The organism is Pandoraea sp. NPDC087047, assembly GCF_044745225.1.
GTDB lineage: Bacteria > Pseudomonadota > Gammaproteobacteria > Burkholderiales > Burkholderiaceae > Pandoraea.
This window is the reverse complement of sequence record NZ_JBIUZU010000008.1, coordinates 276,277-292,372: the sequence shown is the minus strand read 5'-3', so window position 1 is coordinate 292,372 and position 16,096 is coordinate 276,277. Positions and strand designations below refer to the sequence as shown.

Annotated in this window: 14 protein-coding genes; 6 read left to right on the top strand and 8 right to left on the bottom strand. The window is 64.1% G+C overall.

Going from position 1 to position 16,096, the window contains the following annotated elements; translation table 11 throughout:
- The first annotated feature begins 219 nt into the window (after window positions 1-219).
- On the top strand, window positions 220-1,287 hold the full coding sequence (locus ACIPHM_RS17460; protein ID WP_400330642.1) for a LysR family transcriptional regulator: 1,068 nt from the start codon (window positions 220-222) through the stop codon (window positions 1,285-1,287).
- Window positions 1,288-1,393: 106 nt separating this feature from the next.
- Here the strand turns inward: ACIPHM_RS17460 and ACIPHM_RS17455 are convergent, their stop codons facing one another.
- From ACIPHM_RS17455 to ACIPHM_RS17440, 4 genes are all read right to left on the bottom strand, one after another.
- On the bottom strand, window positions 1,394-2,539 hold the full coding sequence (locus tag ACIPHM_RS17455; protein ID WP_400330639.1) for a nucleoside hydrolase: 1,146 nt from the start codon (window positions 2,537-2,539) through the stop codon (window positions 1,394-1,396).
- 48 nt (window positions 2,540-2,587) lie between these two features.
- Window positions 2,588-3,718, bottom strand: a complete 1,131-nt coding sequence (locus ACIPHM_RS17450) for a porin (RefSeq protein WP_400330636.1) — start codon at window positions 3,716-3,718, stop codon at window positions 2,588-2,590.
- 312 nt (window positions 3,719-4,030) lie between these two features.
- The gene (locus tag ACIPHM_RS17445; protein WP_400330633.1) at window positions 4,031-5,356 is read right to left on the bottom strand and encodes a DUF445 domain-containing protein; all 1,326 of its coding nucleotides are present in this window, start codon (window positions 5,354-5,356) and stop codon (window positions 4,031-4,033) included.
- A 120-nt stretch (window positions 5,357-5,476) separates the two neighbouring features.
- Window positions 5,477-7,657: a malate synthase G gene (locus ACIPHM_RS17440; RefSeq protein ID WP_400330630.1), complete on the bottom strand. Its 2,181-nt coding sequence runs from the start codon at window positions 7,655-7,657 to the stop codon at window positions 5,477-5,479.
- Window positions 7,658-8,101: 444 nt separating this feature from the next.
- On the opposite strand from ACIPHM_RS17440, the gene pepE reads away from it, so the two are divergent.
- The 3 genes from pepE to ACIPHM_RS17425 all read left to right on the top strand — a co-directional run bounded on the left by pepE (window position 8,102) and on the right by ACIPHM_RS17425 (window position 10,975).
- Window positions 8,102-8,815: a dipeptidase PepE gene (gene pepE, locus ACIPHM_RS17435; protein ID WP_400330627.1), complete on the top strand. Its 714-nt coding sequence runs from the start codon at window positions 8,102-8,104 to the stop codon at window positions 8,813-8,815.
- 256 nt (window positions 8,816-9,071) lie between these two features.
- The gene (locus ACIPHM_RS17430; RefSeq protein ID WP_400330624.1) at window positions 9,072-10,046 is read left to right on the top strand and encodes a fatty acid desaturase; all 975 of its coding nucleotides are present in this window, start codon (window positions 9,072-9,074) and stop codon (window positions 10,044-10,046) included.
- Between the two features lie 2 nt (window positions 10,047-10,048).
- Window positions 10,049-10,975: a DMT family transporter gene (locus ACIPHM_RS17425; RefSeq protein WP_400330621.1), complete on the top strand. Its 927-nt coding sequence runs from the start codon at window positions 10,049-10,051 to the stop codon at window positions 10,973-10,975.
- Window positions 10,976-11,111: 136 nt separating this feature from the next.
- Here ACIPHM_RS17425 and ACIPHM_RS17420 read toward each other — a convergent pair whose 3' ends face one another.
- Window positions 11,112-11,534: a hypothetical protein gene (locus tag ACIPHM_RS17420; RefSeq protein WP_400330618.1), complete on the bottom strand. Its 423-nt coding sequence runs from the start codon at window positions 11,532-11,534 to the stop codon at window positions 11,112-11,114.
- Between the two features lie 190 nt (window positions 11,535-11,724).
- Here ACIPHM_RS17420 and ACIPHM_RS17415 point away from each other — a divergent pair, with 190 nt between their 5' ends.
- Window positions 11,725-12,063, top strand: coding sequence for a DUF2288 domain-containing protein (locus ACIPHM_RS17415; protein ID WP_400330615.1), 339 nt, complete (start codon window positions 11,725-11,727; stop codon window positions 12,061-12,063).
- Window positions 12,064-12,141: 78 nt separating this feature from the next.
- Here the strand turns inward: ACIPHM_RS17415 and ACIPHM_RS17410 are convergent, their stop codons facing one another.
- Window positions 12,142-12,525, bottom strand: coding sequence for a hypothetical protein (locus tag ACIPHM_RS17410; protein WP_400330612.1), 384 nt, complete (start codon window positions 12,523-12,525; stop codon window positions 12,142-12,144).
- Window positions 12,526-12,571: 46 nt separating this feature from the next.
- Window positions 12,572-13,465 (bottom strand): LysR family transcriptional regulator, encoded by an 894-nt coding sequence (locus ACIPHM_RS17405; protein ID WP_400330609.1) that lies wholly within the window; start codon window positions 13,463-13,465, stop codon window positions 12,572-12,574.
- 240 nt (window positions 13,466-13,705) lie between these two features.
- On the opposite strand from ACIPHM_RS17405, the gene ACIPHM_RS17400 reads away from it, so the two are divergent.
- Window positions 13,706-15,106, top strand: coding sequence for an MFS transporter (locus ACIPHM_RS17400; protein ID WP_400330606.1), 1,401 nt, complete (start codon window positions 13,706-13,708; stop codon window positions 15,104-15,106).
- Window positions 15,107-15,135: 29 nt separating this feature from the next.
- Here the strand turns inward: ACIPHM_RS17400 and ACIPHM_RS17395 are convergent, their stop codons facing one another.
- Entirely contained in the window at window positions 15,136-16,047 is a 912-nt protein-coding gene (locus ACIPHM_RS17395; RefSeq protein WP_400330603.1) for a LysR family transcriptional regulator, read from the bottom strand.
- Window positions 16,048-16,096 lie beyond the last annotated feature (49 nt).

The following is a 16,096-nucleotide window of genomic DNA, read 5'->3' as shown; positions in this document are numbered from 1 at the left end:
AGGTCTTTGCGTGGCACTTTACGTGCGCGCGACTATAAATAAAAAATGAAATTACTTATGATTCGATAATTCGAATCTATTCTTCGCGACGCTCGCGGGTTCCGGGGATATCCGGGCTGTCCGCGCCGTCCGCGCGATTCACGCCAGCCATCATTGCCAGCGGCATCGCGAAATCGTTGTTCCGCCGTCACCATCATGACGTCACCACAGGAGCGCGCCATGGCGACTTCGTCCCGTCGTACCGAGAACACTGCGGCCCGCACCAGCGAGTCGCGGGCATCCAAGGCTGCCGAGGCGGGAACGTCTCCCGCTTCACCTGCTTCACCTGCTTCGTCGGGGGCGTCCACGTCGACCCCGGCGCCGCAGGTGCTGCCCTTGCCTGCGCTCACGCTGCGCCAGGTGCAGTACTTCGTGGCGCTTGCGCACTCGCGCAGCTTCACGCAGGCGGCGCAGGCGCTCTCGGTCACGCAACCGGCGCTCACCGCCGCCATCCGGCAAATCGAGTTCCTGCTCGGCGGCCGTTTGTTCGAACGCTCGGCGCACCGTCTGACGCTGACCGAGGCCGGCATCACCATCCTGCCGCTGGCCGAACGACTGCTGAACGCCGCACGCGGGACTTTCGACGACATGACGAGCACCTTCACGCTGCAAGCCCAGACGGTGCGCATCGGTTTCATTCCGTCGGTCGCTGCGCGGCTGCTGCCGGTGCTCGGCAGTCTGCGCGAGGCGCATCCGAATGTGCGTTTCGCGCTGTCCGATCTGCCGAACAGCGAACTGGTCGCAGCGCTTGCGCGCGGCGAAATCGACCTCGGCGTCGGGATTCGCGACGAGGCCGACGAAGCCGGCCACGCGGCCAACACCGAAGGCTTTCGTTGCGACGACCTGTTCGACGACGAGATCGTGCTCGTGGCGCGCCGCGACGATCCGCTCGCCTCGGAGGCGTTCGTCACCTGGTCACAACTCGCCGAGCGCGATCTCGCCGTGTTCGTGCGCGGCAACGTCAGCGATTCCCTGCAACGCACCGGCGGCTCGCACAATCTGCGGCTCGAACCGAAGTACCGCATGGAGTACACCGAACCGCTCTACGCGTTGGTGCGCAGCTCGCTCGCGCTGGCGATCCTGCCCAAGCTCTACACACTGCACCTGCACGACCCGGTGCTCGTTGCGCTCGACGTCGTCGCGCCGCGCGTCACGCGCACCGTTGCGCTGATGTCGCTCGTCGGCAAGGAGCGCGGCCCGCAAGTGAGCGCTTGCCGAGACTGGATCGCCAGGCATCTGGCGCGGTGACGGCGGTTGCCCCGCGCTCGCTCGCCACGTGAAAACGCGGCGGCCGCGTCGCATGACGGGCCACCGCGCTTTGCTTCGTCCTGCGCTTTCCTGCTGCCCTGCCCGATTACGGCAGACGCGAGATCCGGGCGAGCAGTGTGTCGTAGAAGCGATCGGCGTCCACGTCGGTGAGCCACATGGCGTTCGCCGGACGCTTCGAGCGGCCGTTCCAGTCCACCACCGTTTCGCCCAGCGTGAGCAGGCCCGTCGTCTCGACGGCCACGTTCACGCGACGTCCGCCGAACATCGTCGGGTCGATGAGATAGGCGACGGTGCACGGGTCGTACATCGGCGCCGATTCCACACCGATACGTCCCTTCTGATACGCGACTTCGGCGGCCATGATGTCTGCCACGATCGGACCGCAGCGATTCTTCAGGGCGCGCAACGGCACGATGCGCTCGGGCGTGATCGGTGCTTTGACGCTGACGTCGCGCGGCACCACGGTCACGGGCACACCGGCGCCGAGCACGATGCTCGCGGCTTCCGGGTCGACGTAGATGTTGAACTCGGCCGCGGGCGTGATGTTGCCGCGCTGGTACCACGCGCCGCCCATAATCACGATTTCGCGCAGCGCCTTCGCGCCTTCCGGCGCAGCGGTCAGGGCGGTCGCGATGTTGGTCAGCGGGCCGATGCCGACGAGCGTTACGCTACCCGGCGCAGCGGCGCGCAGGGTGTCGATCAGGTACGTCACGGCGTGCTGCTTTTCCAGCGGGCCGCGTGGCTCGTGCAGCGTGACACCGTCCAGACCCGAGCGGCCATGCACGTTCGCGGCGGTGATCAGCTCGCGCATGAGGGGCTTCGGGCAACCGGCGTAGACCGGGAGCGTTTGGGTCTTGTCGGCCCAGTCGCGCACGATACGGGCGTTGCGCTCGGTCAGGTTCAGCGGCACGTTGCCGCCGACGGTGGTGAGCGCCTTCAGGTCGATCTGGTCGTGTGCGCCGAGGGCGAACAGGATGGCGATCGCGTCGTCCTGACCCGGGTCGCAGTCGATGATGACCGTGCGGCGCGGCGAGCCGTCTGCCGCCAGACGCGTTGCGCCATCGGTCGAGGTGAGTTCGGCGAAAGCGCTGCCGGCACCCGTCACGCCAAGCGTGGCGAGCGACGCCGCGAGCGACGTACGCAGGAAGCTGCGGCGGCTAGGCTGGTGGCGCGCGATGTCGTGGCCCTGGCTGCCTTCGGCCGGGCTACCCGTGTCATTCAGTTCGTTCATTGTCGTCATGTGGTCGAACCCGTAAAGCAATAAGAGGCGCTGTGCGCATCAGAACGTGTGGCGCATGCCCAGCGTCACGGCCATCTGACGCTTGGTGCTCGACGCGGCGTAGCCGAACAGTTGCGCATATTTCGCGTCGCCTGCGGCTTGCTGTGCGTTGAGCGTGAGTGCGACGTCCGTGCGCTTGGACAGCCAGTAGTCGGCTTGCAGGTTGACCTGGTGCCATTGCGGACGCGTGTTGATCACATCGTATTTACCTGCCGTGAAACCGTACGCGGCGCCCAGCACCAGGGCCGGGGTGACGTTGTAGTTGAGCGTCAGGTTGTAGTTCTGGAGATTCAGGTGCGAGTTGTCGAGGTACATGTATTGCACGTCCGAGAACATCGCGCCGATGAGGGCCGGGCCCCAGCGATAGAAGCCGCCCGTGGCGAAGATGCGCTGCTGGCTCGCGAAGACGTTCGCACGCGTGGCGCTCTTCGAGAAGATCAGCAGCGGGCTGGCGTAATCGTTGGCGATGGCGCCGTCGTTATTCGTGCCGCTGAACGGATTGTTGTATTGCGCGTAGGCGGCGTTCCAGTCGAAGTCGCCGTACTTGTAGCCCAGGCCGAAGCTGTAGGCGTTGTTGTTGCGAAAGCCGAGGGCCGAGTTCGAGAAGCCGTATTGCGCCGTGCCGTGGAAGCCGCCCACGGTCGGGCTGACCCACTTCACCGAGTTCTGCATACGGATATCGTTGTACCCGTTGTCGTTATCGCCAATGTTCACGCCGTTGCTCGAAATGATGATCGGGCCGACGTAATCGTGAATGGTGTCGTACTGGCGACCCAGCGTGAACGTGCCCCAGGTCTTGTCCGAGAGGCCGACGAACGACTGGCGACCGAAGGCGCGACCGTTCTGCGCACCCGTGCCGTTCATGATGTTGAAGCCGGCTTCGAGCGTGAAGATGGCCTTGGTGCCGTTACCGAGGTCTTCCGACCCACGCAAGCCCCAGCGCGGATTCTGGTTGGTGCCCGAGAGTGCCTGCCACGTCTTGCTGCCGCCTTGATTACTCACGTAACCCACGCCGCCCGAGATCAGGCCGTAAATGGTGACGTTGCTTTGTGCGTGTGCAGTGGTGGCGGCGAGGCCCATGGCGGCGCATGCGCCGGCGAGGCCCAGGCGGGCCAGAATCGTGGTCTTCATGACGTGTGGCTTTCTCTAAGGTCTGTCCGCGCGCTAAGCGAGAGTGGGCGCGGTTCGGACGGAACTATAGGGAAGGGGGTTGTATAAATATAATTTTGATTTTTTATATATCGATAAAACAAATCGATATAAGCCGGAAAGCCCCGTGGGACTTGTGTGGCGGGGCTTTGCCCCAAAATGGGGCGTCTGTCCGGGCGTTGCGTGCGGCCGACAGTGACGTGGGGCGCGGGCGGAGTGAGGGAGCGGCTGACGGGCGGGAACGACAGCTAAAGACGACCAAAGACGACCCGATCGAGGGGCAGCCGTGGGCGCTCACGCCCCGCGTGCGAGTAACACCGGGGCCTGGGCAATCAGATAAAGCACGGCGCCGATCAGGCCGCCCACGAGCGTGCCGTTGATGCGGATGTATTGCAGATCCTGCCCCACGCTCAGGCGAATCTGTTGCGACAGATGCGCCGCGTTCCAGCCGCGCACCGTCGCGCGGATATGTTCCGTCACGAAGTCTGCGAAGCCCGGGGCCATGCGCTCGGCAGCGTCGCGCAGTTGCGCATCGAGCGCCTTTCGCAAAGACTCGCTGCGCGCGAGTTCCTGACCGATCCACGCTGCCGCACCGGTGATCTTCGTGCCGATGACCGAATCGGGGCGTGCGAGATCCTGCTTCACCCGGCCACGCCATTCGTTCCACAGGCCGCCGACATACGCGTTCAACGCCGTGTCGCCCTTGAGCTGTGCCTTGAAGTCGTCGAGCTTCGCACCCAGTGCGGCGTCGTGTTTGAGCCGCTCGATGAGCCCCGCCACCGCGCGATCGAATGCCTTGCGCAGTTGATGCGACTCGTCGGCCTCCATCTGCGCGAGCAGGCGCGTGACGGCCGCCGAGATCATGTCCGAGCCCTTGCTGCCGATCCACTCCGACGGCAACACCTTTTCCTTCTTCGGATGATCGCTCTTGAGCCAGTCGACAATGCGCGCCGAGATGAATTCGCGTGTCTGCGGCTCGTTCAGCAGCTCAACGAGATAGTCGAGCGTCTCGTCCAGCAATGCCTGATGACGGCCGTCGCGCGTCAGCGTGTCGAGAATCGCGGCGGCCGATTGCGACAGATCCAGACGGTCGATCATGGCATCGAGCGCGCGCCGGATAAATGCCTGCACGTTGCGCTCGTCCATCACATCGAGCACGCCGCCCGCGACCTTCACGAGCACGGCGCTCAACTGACGCGTGTTCTCGTACGAGCCGAGCCAGCGCGTAACGGCGTCGGCCGGATTCTGTTGCTCGATGAGGCGCACGACCGATGGCGTATCGAGAAACTTTTCGCGCACGAAGCAGGCAAGGCCGTCGCCGAGCGCATCTTTCTTGCGGATCAGAATGTTCGTGTGCCGCGCGAGCCCGGGGATCGGAATGCGCCGGAACAGCGCTTCGACGGCGAACCAATCGGCCAGGCCGCCGACCATCGCCGCTTCGGCCGCTGCGCGAATCCAGCCAGTGAAGAAACTCACCGGCATGAAGAGCGTGGCGATGAAGATCGCGAGCGCCACGAGAAGGAGCGACAGCGCGCGCCGTTCGGCGCGTTGCAGGGCGATGGCGGCGTGCGTTGCGGGGTCGGGACGAGGCGTGGGGTCCGTGGGGGCCGCTGAGTCCATTGGGCAACTGGCTCCTGAAAAAACGAAGACGCCTGACAGGTTACCCCGTCAGGCGTCTCGTGATAAGTCTCGGGCAGCGACCCGTCGTCAGACAGTTCGCAGGCCGATCCTCTCAGGCCATCAGCCGCGCTGCTTCGCCTTCAGCTCCAGACGGTACTTGTGCAGCAGCGGCTCGGTGTAGCCGTTGGGTTGCGTCAGACCTTCGAATACCAGCGCGCTGGCCGCCTTGAACGCCAGCGATGTGTCGAAGTTCGGGGCCATCGGCACGTAATGCTTGTCGCCCGCGTTCTGCTTGTCGACCACGGCCGCCATGCGCTTGAGGGTCTCCTCGACCTGTTCGCGCGTGATCACGCCATGACGCAGCCAGTTCGCCAGATGCTGGCTCGAGATACGCAACGTGGCACGGTCTTCCATCAGGCCGATGTCGTTGATGTCTGGCACCTTCGAGCAGCCCACGCCCTGATCGATCCAGCGCACGACGTAGCCCAGAATGCCTTGCGCGTTGTTCTCGATTTCCTTGCGGATGTCGTCGGCGCTCCATTCGGCCCTGGCCACGACCGGCACCGTCAGCAGGCCGGTGAGCAGCGCGTCGCGCTCCTTCGCGTAATCGATCTTCTCGAGTTCTTGCTGGACGGCCTGCACGTCGACCACGTGATAGTGCAAGGCGTGCAGCGTGGCAGCGGTCGGCGACGGCACCCACGCGGTGTTCGCACCGGCCTTCGGATGCGCGATCTTCTGCTCGAGCATGGCGTGCATCAGATCCGGCATCGCCCACATGCCCTTGCCGATCTGGGCGCGGCCACGCAGGCCGGCCGCCAGACCCACGAGCACGTTGCTCTTTTCGTACGACGTGATCCACGCCGAGGACTTCATGTCGCCCTTGCGCATCATCGGACCGGCTTCCATCGCCGTGTGCATTTCGTCGCCCGTGCGATCGAGGAAGCCCGTGTTGATGAAGGCAACGCGGGCGGCGGCTGCCGCGATACAGGCCGAGAGGTTGACGCTGGTGCGGCGCTCTTCGTCCATGATGCCCATCTTGAGCGTGTTGCGCGGCAGGCGGTACAGGTCTTCGATGCGACCGAACAGCTCGTCGGCAAACGCGACTTCAGCCGGGCCGTGCATCTTCGGCTTGACGATGTAGATCGAGCCGGTGCGCGAGTTCAGACGATGCTTGCGGTCATGCAGCGAGGCGAGCACGGTGACCACACCGTCGAGAATGCCTTCCGGAATCTCGCGGCCCTCGCGATCGGTGATCGCCGGGTTGGTCATCAGATGGCCGACGTTACGGATGAACAGCAGCGAGCGGCCATGCAGCTTCACGGGCTTGCCATCGGCGCCGGTGTATTCGCGGTCCGGGTTCAGACGGCGCGTGAAGGTCTTGCCGCCCTTGGCGACGTCTTCCGTCAGCGTGCCCTGCATCAGACCGAGCCAGTTGCGATACAGCTCGACCTTGTCGTCGGCATCGACTGCCGCGACCGAGTCTTCGCAATCGATGATGGTGGTGACGGCCGCTTCGACGAGCACGTCCTTGATATGGGCGGCGTCGGTCTTGCCGATCGGGTGACTGGCGTCGAACTGGATTTCGAAGTGCAGACCGTTGTGCTTGAGCAGCACGGCGCGCGGTGCGGCGGCGTCGCCCTGATAGCCGACGAACAGGGCCGGCGTGGCGAGTGCGGTCTTGCCGCTCTCGGTCGTGACGACCAGTTTGCCGTTCTCGACGCTGTAACCGGTGGCGTCCTTATGCGAGCCTTGCGCGAGCGGGGCGGCCTGATCGAGGAAGCCGCGCGCGAAGGCGATCACGCGTTCGCCGCGCTTCGGGTTGTAGCCGGTGCCTTTCTCGGCGCCGCCGGTCTCGGGGATGGCGTCGGTGCCGTACAGGGCGTCGTACAGACTGCCCCAGCGCGCGTTGGCGGCGTTCAGGGCATAGCGGGCGTTGGACAGCGGCACCACGAGCTGCGGGCCGGCCTGCTCGGCGATTTCGTAATCGACGTCGGCCGTGGTGGCTTTGACGCTCGCAGGCGCGGGCAGCAGATAACCGATCTTTTCGAGGAAAGCGCGGTAATCGGCGGCGTCGGCAATCGGGCCCGGATGGGCGCGATGCCAGTTGTCGAGCTCGCCTTGCAGACGGTCACGCTCGGCGAGCAGTGCGCGGTTCTTCGGGGCGAGGTCGTGGACGATGGCGTCGAAGCCTTTCCAGAACGCATCGACATCGACACCGGTGCCCGGCAGGGCTTCCTTTTCGATGAACGCGATCAGATTGTCTGCGACCTTCAGGCCGCCACGCTGGGAAGTGGAAGTCATGATGCTGTACTCGAGTTTGAAAACCAGGTTGACGCGACTTCATTCGCCCTCTTGCCGGGCGTGCCGACGCATTTCGCGACAGACACATCGTCAGGAGGACAGACGATAAGGGGCAGTCTTATATAAGAGTCTGAGTGTAATCCTTCTCCGGGCGCTCGGAAACCCGGTAATTCGAGTCGTGACACCCCCGCAGCTTATAGGTGGGATAAGGGTTTTCGTATGACATCGGCGCCACAAGGGTTTGCGTCCGACGTCCGAATTCTGGTGTGCGGTTGCAGCATTCGGTATGGCGTTTCACTTTATGAGAAATGCGGGCGCGGGTTTGAAGACGTGGCGTGACGTCGGTCGCGCGGTGGATGGGTTCGTTCGCGCGACGGGTACACTCGATGTTTTCGCGCAAAGCGTACCCATCCCCCAAGACCATCTGCCCAGGAGGCATGCGTCGTGAAACAGATCTTGATGATGAGCAGTTCCCGCAAGGGCAGCACGGGCTATCTGGAGCATGCCGAGGACCAGGTGCACGCGGTGCTCCGGGGCCGTGCGAAGCGGGTGTTGTTCGTGCCGTACGCGGGCGGCATTACCTTCAGCTTCGACGAGTACGAGTCGCGCGTGAAGCCGTCGTTCGAGCGGTTCGGTTACGCGCTGGAGTCGATCCATCACCACAAGGATGCGCGTGCGGCCGTCGAGCAGGCGGAAGCGGTGGTCGTGGGCGGGGGCAATACGTTCGTGCTGCTGGACCGCATGTACAACGCGGGCATCGTGGGGCTGCTGCGCGAGCGCGTGAATGCGGGCATGCCGTACGTGGGATGGAGCGCGGGGGCGAACGTGGTGTGCCCGACCATCCGCACGACCAACGACATGCCGATCGTCGAGCCACCGACCCTCAAGGCGCTCAACCTGATTCCGTTTCAGGTGAACCCGCACTTCATCAGCGGCAAGCCGGCGGGGCATAACGGCGAGTCGCGCGAGGAGCGTCTGGCGGAGTATCTGGCGATCAATCCGGATGAGAGCGTGGTAGCGATTCCCGAGGGCACGGCGCTGCACGTTCAGGGCGAGAGCGCTACCGTGCTGGGTGAGTTCGACGCGCTGCATTTCAGACAAGGCGACGCCGTCGAGAAGATCGCGACGGGAAGCACGTTTGCGCTGGCGTCGATTTGATCTGACGCGCCACCCCATCTTCACGCATGTCGTCGGATGACTCGGGAAAGCGGAGTTATTCGATCGAGTCAGCCGATCGAGCCATCCGAAAATTCCGAAATCTGACTTTTCGTGCCCGAATCCGGCATGGCGGTGGCTTTCCACTGGCAGAATGCCAAGTCGATTTTGGCTGCGCTTTCCCCCGGAGCGCGATGCGCATCGATGCATAGGGGGGCGTGATCCCCCCGGCGTCGTCGATGCATTTCCGGGAGAGAACATGGCGCAGAAGTACACGAGTCTTACGCTTACCGTAGCGCAGAGGAACGACATCAAAGCGTTGTGCAGGCGAAACAACTATCGCGGGTTTATCGCTATCGCAATCGACTTTTTATGGATTGGTGCCGCTTGTGCGTTGACGCTTTGCCTACATCCACTGATGTATCCGTTGTCGATGCTTGTTATCGGCGCGAGACAGCGAGCATTGGCAAGTCTCTTTCATGATGCTTCACATGGGACGTTGTTCAAGTCGAAGCTCTTGAACAAGACCGTGAGCCGAGTGCTGTGTGGTTGGCCAATCATGCAATCCATGCGCGCCTATCGCCAATCCCACGTTATTGCCCATCACACGCGATTAGGGGACGCTGATCACGATCCCGATTACAGGGAACTGAAGTCCGCGGGCGTATACGGGACCCACCGAGGTCCGGTCTTTTTTCGACGGTTTGTTTTGAGCGTGCTTTGGGGCCGAATGACGCTCCGATACGTCAAGTCCTTGATTCTGAGTCGTCTGTCGTTTTCCCTTCGACCGGGCAAAGCGCAAGCCGAGTCCTGGTTGATTCCAAGTCTTCATGTGTTAGTCGCTGCAATCGCCTACATGCAGGAGTGGCTGACAATCCTATTGTTCCTCTGGTGGATCCCACTGGTCGTCGTTTATCCCGTCATAGGATGGCTCAGCGAGCTATCCGAGCATTACCCATTCATGGAAGCGCCTGACGACTGGTGTTTCAGTGCTCGCAACCGATACGCCTGTTGGTTCGAACGCCTCTTCATCGGGATGCACGGTGATTCGTTTCATCTGACGCACCATCTGTTACCCGGGGTTCCACATTGGAACCTCGCCGCGGCCACCGAGACGCTTCGAACGGACATCATCTTTGCCAAGTGGGACGACCGATGGGGCGGAATCTTTTCGTCGGACCGACCCGACCGAATGGCTTTTATCGATTTCGTCAGTACTTCGGGGAGGCCTTGAAAATGTTGTCAGGGCTTAAACGGTTACGCATGAAATCACCAGCGTCCAGTTGGAATCGCTTCGGGTCTGAGGGCTTCGCGCTGGTGGCGGCGATCCTTAACGGCACGATTGGTGTCTTGACTCGGACGGGATTTGAGCAAGGCGCGACGTCCGCGATGATCGCCTTCTGGAAATGTTTTGGCGCGTTCGTGCTGGTCGGTGCGTTGTGTGCATCGCGGCAGGAACTACGGACGCAAACCGTCAGACTTGGCCATCGCTGGCGCGAGTTCGCGTGTCTCGCCTTTCTCGGGATCTTTTGCCTCTATTACTTTGAGACGAAAGCGTTCTCCGAGGCATCGATTCCACTGGTTTCCTTCCTCACTTATGCCGCGGGCGGCGCGACCATTGCGTTGTCCGGATGGCTGCTCGGGGAGACGGTGACGCGTCGGAAGGTGGTCGCATTCGCGGCCATTGTCATGGGCGTCGGGACGATGAGCTTTTTTGAAAGCGGCGTGACCGGCACCGTATCGGGCATCGCGCTGGCGCTCGCCGGGGGCTGCGGCTATGCGCTGTTTATCTTCCTCTCCAAGTGGTTTCGGATGGGGGCCGGATTCCCCCAGTTGGTCTGGCTGTTCGGGTTCGGGAGCGTCTTTCTGCTGATGCCGCTCGTGCAGGAAGGCTTCGCGATGCCGAGCGGTTTCGTATGGGTGACGCTGTGCGCGCTCGTATTGCTACCGACCATCGGCGGCTTCTATTTCACGACTCGGGCCGTAGAAGGCGGGCAGGCAAGCAAGGTGCAGATCATCGAGACCAGCGATCCGCTCTTTGCAACGGCATTCGGCTTCGCTTTCTTTGGCGACAGATTGAGCGACGCCGGCATACTGGGTGCGGGCTTTATCGCCGCCGGACTCGTCATTGCGATCGGGTATCGTCGCAGACCGGCAATCTGAGGGGACCCGCCTCGTCTTCCGTCAGCCGCCAAACGACACCGCCGCCCGGGCGTGAGCCTCGGGCGGCGGTGTCAGCAGCGTGCAAAACCCGGGGCGACAGCGATGCCGTCCCTGGTGCGGTCAGTGCGACGTGCGATCAGGCGTCGTCGTCGAGCCAGGGCACTTCGACGTCGGTCAGGAACGCAACCATCGCGAGCGGACGTGCCTCGTGGCGGCCCATCTTGCCATCGGCACGATGCCACACCACCTGGAACGTTTCCGGATGCTTGTCGGCGACCAGCTGCACGGTGCGCAACTCTTCTTCGTCCGCTTCGTCGATGGGGCCGTCGAACGACAGCACGAGCGCCTGCGGCCACACGCCATCTTCCGGGTCGTAGACCTTGTCGCCGTTCGGCACGTCTACCACCGCCTCGACGCCGATCGTCGCCGACGCTGCCACGATCATCTCGCCAAGTGCACGCAACAGCGCAGTCGCACGGGCAGAGTTGATCTGGCGCATGGCGAGATCGCCGCGCGTCAGGGCCTGTTCCAGCTTGGGGTCGGTTTTTTGTTTGGACATGCGGTTCCTCGGTAAGACGTTAGCCACCTCGCGGCGGCCGTGTCATGTCACTGCGACATCGGTCCACACGCGGGGTTCCGATGCTACCACCGTCGCGCACGCCGGGGCGCATTACAATGCGGTTTTCGTTACTTACGCTTCCCGCCGGTGCCGGTCGTCCAACGGCTCGCACGCCCCGGAGCCCGCTGTCATGGATTCACCTACGCCCGCTAATTGTGACCAATCCCCGCAAGCCAGCGACGTCTATCTGCGTCTGCTAGGGGAAACCGCCAAGATCGACTGGAAGGATCTGGAATCGTTCTTCGCGCGCGGCGTATTGCTGTTCGTCACGCCCGGCGTCGATCTCGTCTCGGTCGCCGAAGCCGTCGCCAACGACGACAAGGTCACCGTCACACAGTGGCTCACGTCCGGTATGGTGCAGCGCATGCAAGCCGAACAAGCCGCCGATTTCTCCGCACGCACGCCCGAGTTGTGGGCCGTGGTGGTCGCGCCCTGGGTGCTCGTACAGGAGCGCGGGATCGTCGCCTGACGCTTTCGGTCGTGCACCGCGTCGTTTTGCGCGGGCGGTTGAGTGGCGTCGGCGCGGAGCTGGAGCTGGCGCGGCCCGTTACTCCGTGATTCCCGCCTCGACAAGGCGTCGCGTGCAATCTTCCAGCAGATCCTGCGCCACGACCGACGCGTAAGCATAGTCCGCGTCGAGCGATTCCGTCATTTCATGCGCGGTATAAAGCCCCGCTTCGCGCGACAGCGAAGCGGCGAGCTCGCGGGCGAAATCGTCGCTCAACGTGGAGAGTAGACGCCTCTCCTCCAGCGGCAATTGGAGCTTCGAGCGCGATAGCCACATCTGCGCGAGCGTCGCCCCCTGCTTGTCCGTCATCCATTGGCCATGCTCGTAGAACGCCGACAGACGCTCGGCCGTCAGTGCGAACAGCAGCGCGCGGCGGGTGTTGAAATTCAGACGAATCGGAGAATTGGGCGTAGCTTCCGGCATGACGGCAGCCGCAATAAGCGGACAAAAACGAGATCAGCGAAAGGTATCACGCGAACAGCCGCAGCAGCGCATTGCGCGCATGGCGGATGAGATCGGTTTCGTCGGCGCGTCCCGGCAGCAGATGGAATTCCGCGCGCGGCAGCGGCGGCAAGCCGAGCGACGGCGGGCACACGACGAGATCGGGCGTGAGCGCCGATTCGTTCAGGCACGAGATGCCCAGCCCCGCGCCGAGCGCCAACTGCATACCGGCTACACCGGCGGCCGAGTGCGAGACGCGATACGGCACCCGATGCCGCTCCAGCAGACTGATGACGAGGCCCTGCAGCGCGCAATTGGGCGGCAGCGTCACCAGCGGCATCGGCTCGCCCAGCGGCTCGGCCAGCGTCGACGACATTGCCCATACGAGACGCTCGCGTCGCACCAGCGTGCCCGGCGTGCGATATCCCAGCGCCTTGGCCCCTTTGCCGACATCTTCGTTCATGAACCGCAACGCCAGCCCGACGTCGAAATGCTCGCCCGTGAGCGCGGTACGCTCGATCTGTGCGCTTTGCATGGCGCTGACGTGCAGGCGCAGGCGCGGGTAAAGGTTCGTGAATCGCTTGAGGACGCGGCCAACATCGTGCGGACGGTAATAGTCCGTGATGGCGATGCGCAACTCGCCATCGAGCAATACGCCATGCAGATCTTCGAACGCCGCTTCGGACAGGGTGGCAATCTGACGCGCGTAACCGAGTAGGCGCGTGCCCGCCGGCGTCGGCCGCATGCCCTTGCGCGAGCGCACGAGCAACGGCTGGCCGGCGCGCTCTTCGAGCTTCTTGAGTTGCTCGCTCACGGTCGACTGCGACAGGAATATCTGCTCCGCTGCGGCCGAAATGCTGCCGGCGTCGTGGATGGCGATAAACGTGCGTAACTGCGTCAGGTCGAAGGCGCGGGCATTCATGGTGGCTCTCGGAAAGGCGTTGCATCGGCGGCATGACCGTCGAGCAACTGACGATCGGGCGGGCGTTCGGAGTTAATCCGGAAAACGCGATATAAGTCATCGAATTTTCCCGCTTTTCCGATGGATTGTACATCCGTACGATGCGGAGCATGGTGTCTCGATCCATGCGTGGGTACGCGGCGGGATACCGCCAATTCCCCCTCTGAGACGCGTGCCCGCGGGCCGCGCACCGTGTCACTCATGAATGAACGTCTGTGTACTGTTCCTGCTGCCCCGGGGAATGCCGGTCCGGCGCCCTCCGTGCCATCCCTATCGTCTGCGCTACCTACGCTACCTGCGCAGGATCCACCTCACGTCGTAGAAGGTCGGACCCTCGGCCGAAATCACCGCTGGAAGGTGCTGGGCGTTGGCGTGGCGGCCAATTGCAGCTTTGCCGCTGCGCTGGGCGGCATTCCGGCCACGGCGGTGCAGATGCGAAGCGCCTACGCGCTGGCGAATGCCGACCTCGGTCTGGTGCTGGGCATGATCGGCCTGGGGATCGCCGTTTCCGAACTGCCGTGGGGCATGCTCACCGACCGCTGGGGCGACCGGCGGGTGCTACTCGTGGGGCTGATGGTGACGGCGGCGGCGCTGCTGGGCCTCGGTTTGTGGGGCGTGCCGACGGCGCATTTCGTCCCGCCGATGCCGATGCTTGCGGCGGGCATGCTGGCCATCGGCATGCTCGGCGGCAGCGTGAACGGATCGAGCGGACGCGCCATCATGCGCTGGTTCCACGACAGCGAGCGTGGCCTCGCGATGAGCGTGCGGCAATGCGCCGTGCCGATGGGCGGCGGTATCGGGGCGCTCGTGCTGCCGGGCACCGCGCAGCACTTCGGCTTTGCGGGGGTATTCGCCGGACTGGCCGTCGCATGCGTTGCCGCTGCCGCCATGGCGTGGCTATGGCTGCTCGAACCGCCGGAGGAAGCCCATGAAGCCGCGCACACCCACGCCCCGGTGGCGGGTGCCGCAACAGGTGGACGTTCCGCCGCGCACTATTCACCGCTGCGCGACGCCCGTCTTCTGAGCACGGCGCTGGGCATGGCGGTGCTTGCCATGCCGCAGATCGCGGTGCTGACATTCGGTACGGTGTTTCTGCACGACTTCGCGCATGTGAGCGTCGTGACGATCTCGCTCACGCTCGGGGCCGTGCAGACAGGCGCTGCGATCACGCGCGTGTGGAGCGGACGCTATACGGACAAGCGCCGCAATCGTCCGGCCTATCTGCGGGCCTGCACGATTGCCGTTGGCGTGGTGTTTGCGATGCTCGCGTTGCTCGTGGCGGTGCTCGCTCACCGTCCCGACTGGCTGGTGCACGGCACGCCCTGGATGATCGCGCTGTTGATCGCGGGAGGCGTGGTGGCGTCGGCCTGGCACGGCGTTGCCTTCACCGAGTTGGCGACGCTCGCCGGGGCGTCGCGCGCAGGCACGGCGCTGGGCATCGGCAACACGGGTGTCTTTCTGACGATGTTCCTCACGCCGCTGGCAATCCCGCTGCTGCTATCGGTTGGCGGCTGGGGGCTGGTGTGGGCCGGCGGTCTGATTTGCGCCGCCCTGGCGTGGCCGCTCTTCGTCTGGTCGTATCGCGGACTGAAACCCACCTGAGCGGCGTTGTTACGCGCGACGGCGAAATCTCAGCAGGGCAGGTGCACGTTGTCCACGAGGAAGTCGAGAAACGCGCGCACGCGCGCGGGCAAGTGGCCGCCCTGACCCACATACACCGCGTGCACCGGTTCCCGGTCGCCCGGGTTGTAGTCTTCGAGCACGGTCACGAGACGTCCTGCGCGCAAGTCGGCGTCAACGTGATACCGCGAATGACGTGCAATCCCCAACCCCTTGAGCGCGAGATTGCGCATGGTCTCGCCGTCGCTCACGAGCAGGTTGCCGGCGGGCGGATAGAGCGTAACGCCCCCTGCACCGTCGAGGAACGGCAAGCCCGGCACCTGACGCTCGAAATTGAACGCCATGACGTTGTGGTGGATCAGGTCGGCCGGGGTGCGCAGCGGTGCGCTGCGTGCCAGATAGTCCGGCGATGCCACCACGTGCACGCGGCTCTCGCCGAGTTTGCGGGCGACCAGCCGCGAGTCGCGCAGCGTGCCCGCGCGCACGGCGACGTCGGCGCGTTGCGACAACAGGTCGACGACCGTGTCCGTGAACGTCAGGTCGAGCCGGATCTCGGGGTACTTCGCCAGAAATGCCGGAACGATCGGCAGCAGATAGAGTGTGCCGACGGGCACGCTCGAATTCACCCGCAGCAGGCCGCGCGGCACGGCACCGGCGGCCGCTTCGCGCTCGGCCGCGTCGATGTCGGCCAGCACCCGCAATGCGCGCTCGTGAAAGGCGGTGCCTTCGGGGGTCAGTTGCAGGCGTCGCGTGGAGCGATTGAACAGACGTGCGCCCAAGCGCGCTTCGAGCCGCGCAACCAGCTTGCTCACGGCAGACGGCGTCATATGCAGCGCCCGCGCGGCGGCGGAGAAACCGCCCAGCTCCACCACGCGCGCGAAGACTTCCATATCGCCTGAGCGGTTGACGTCCTGTCGACCCATCGGATGTTCCCTCGACCTGTGGCTTGCGACGACGGCTTTCGCGTCGGCT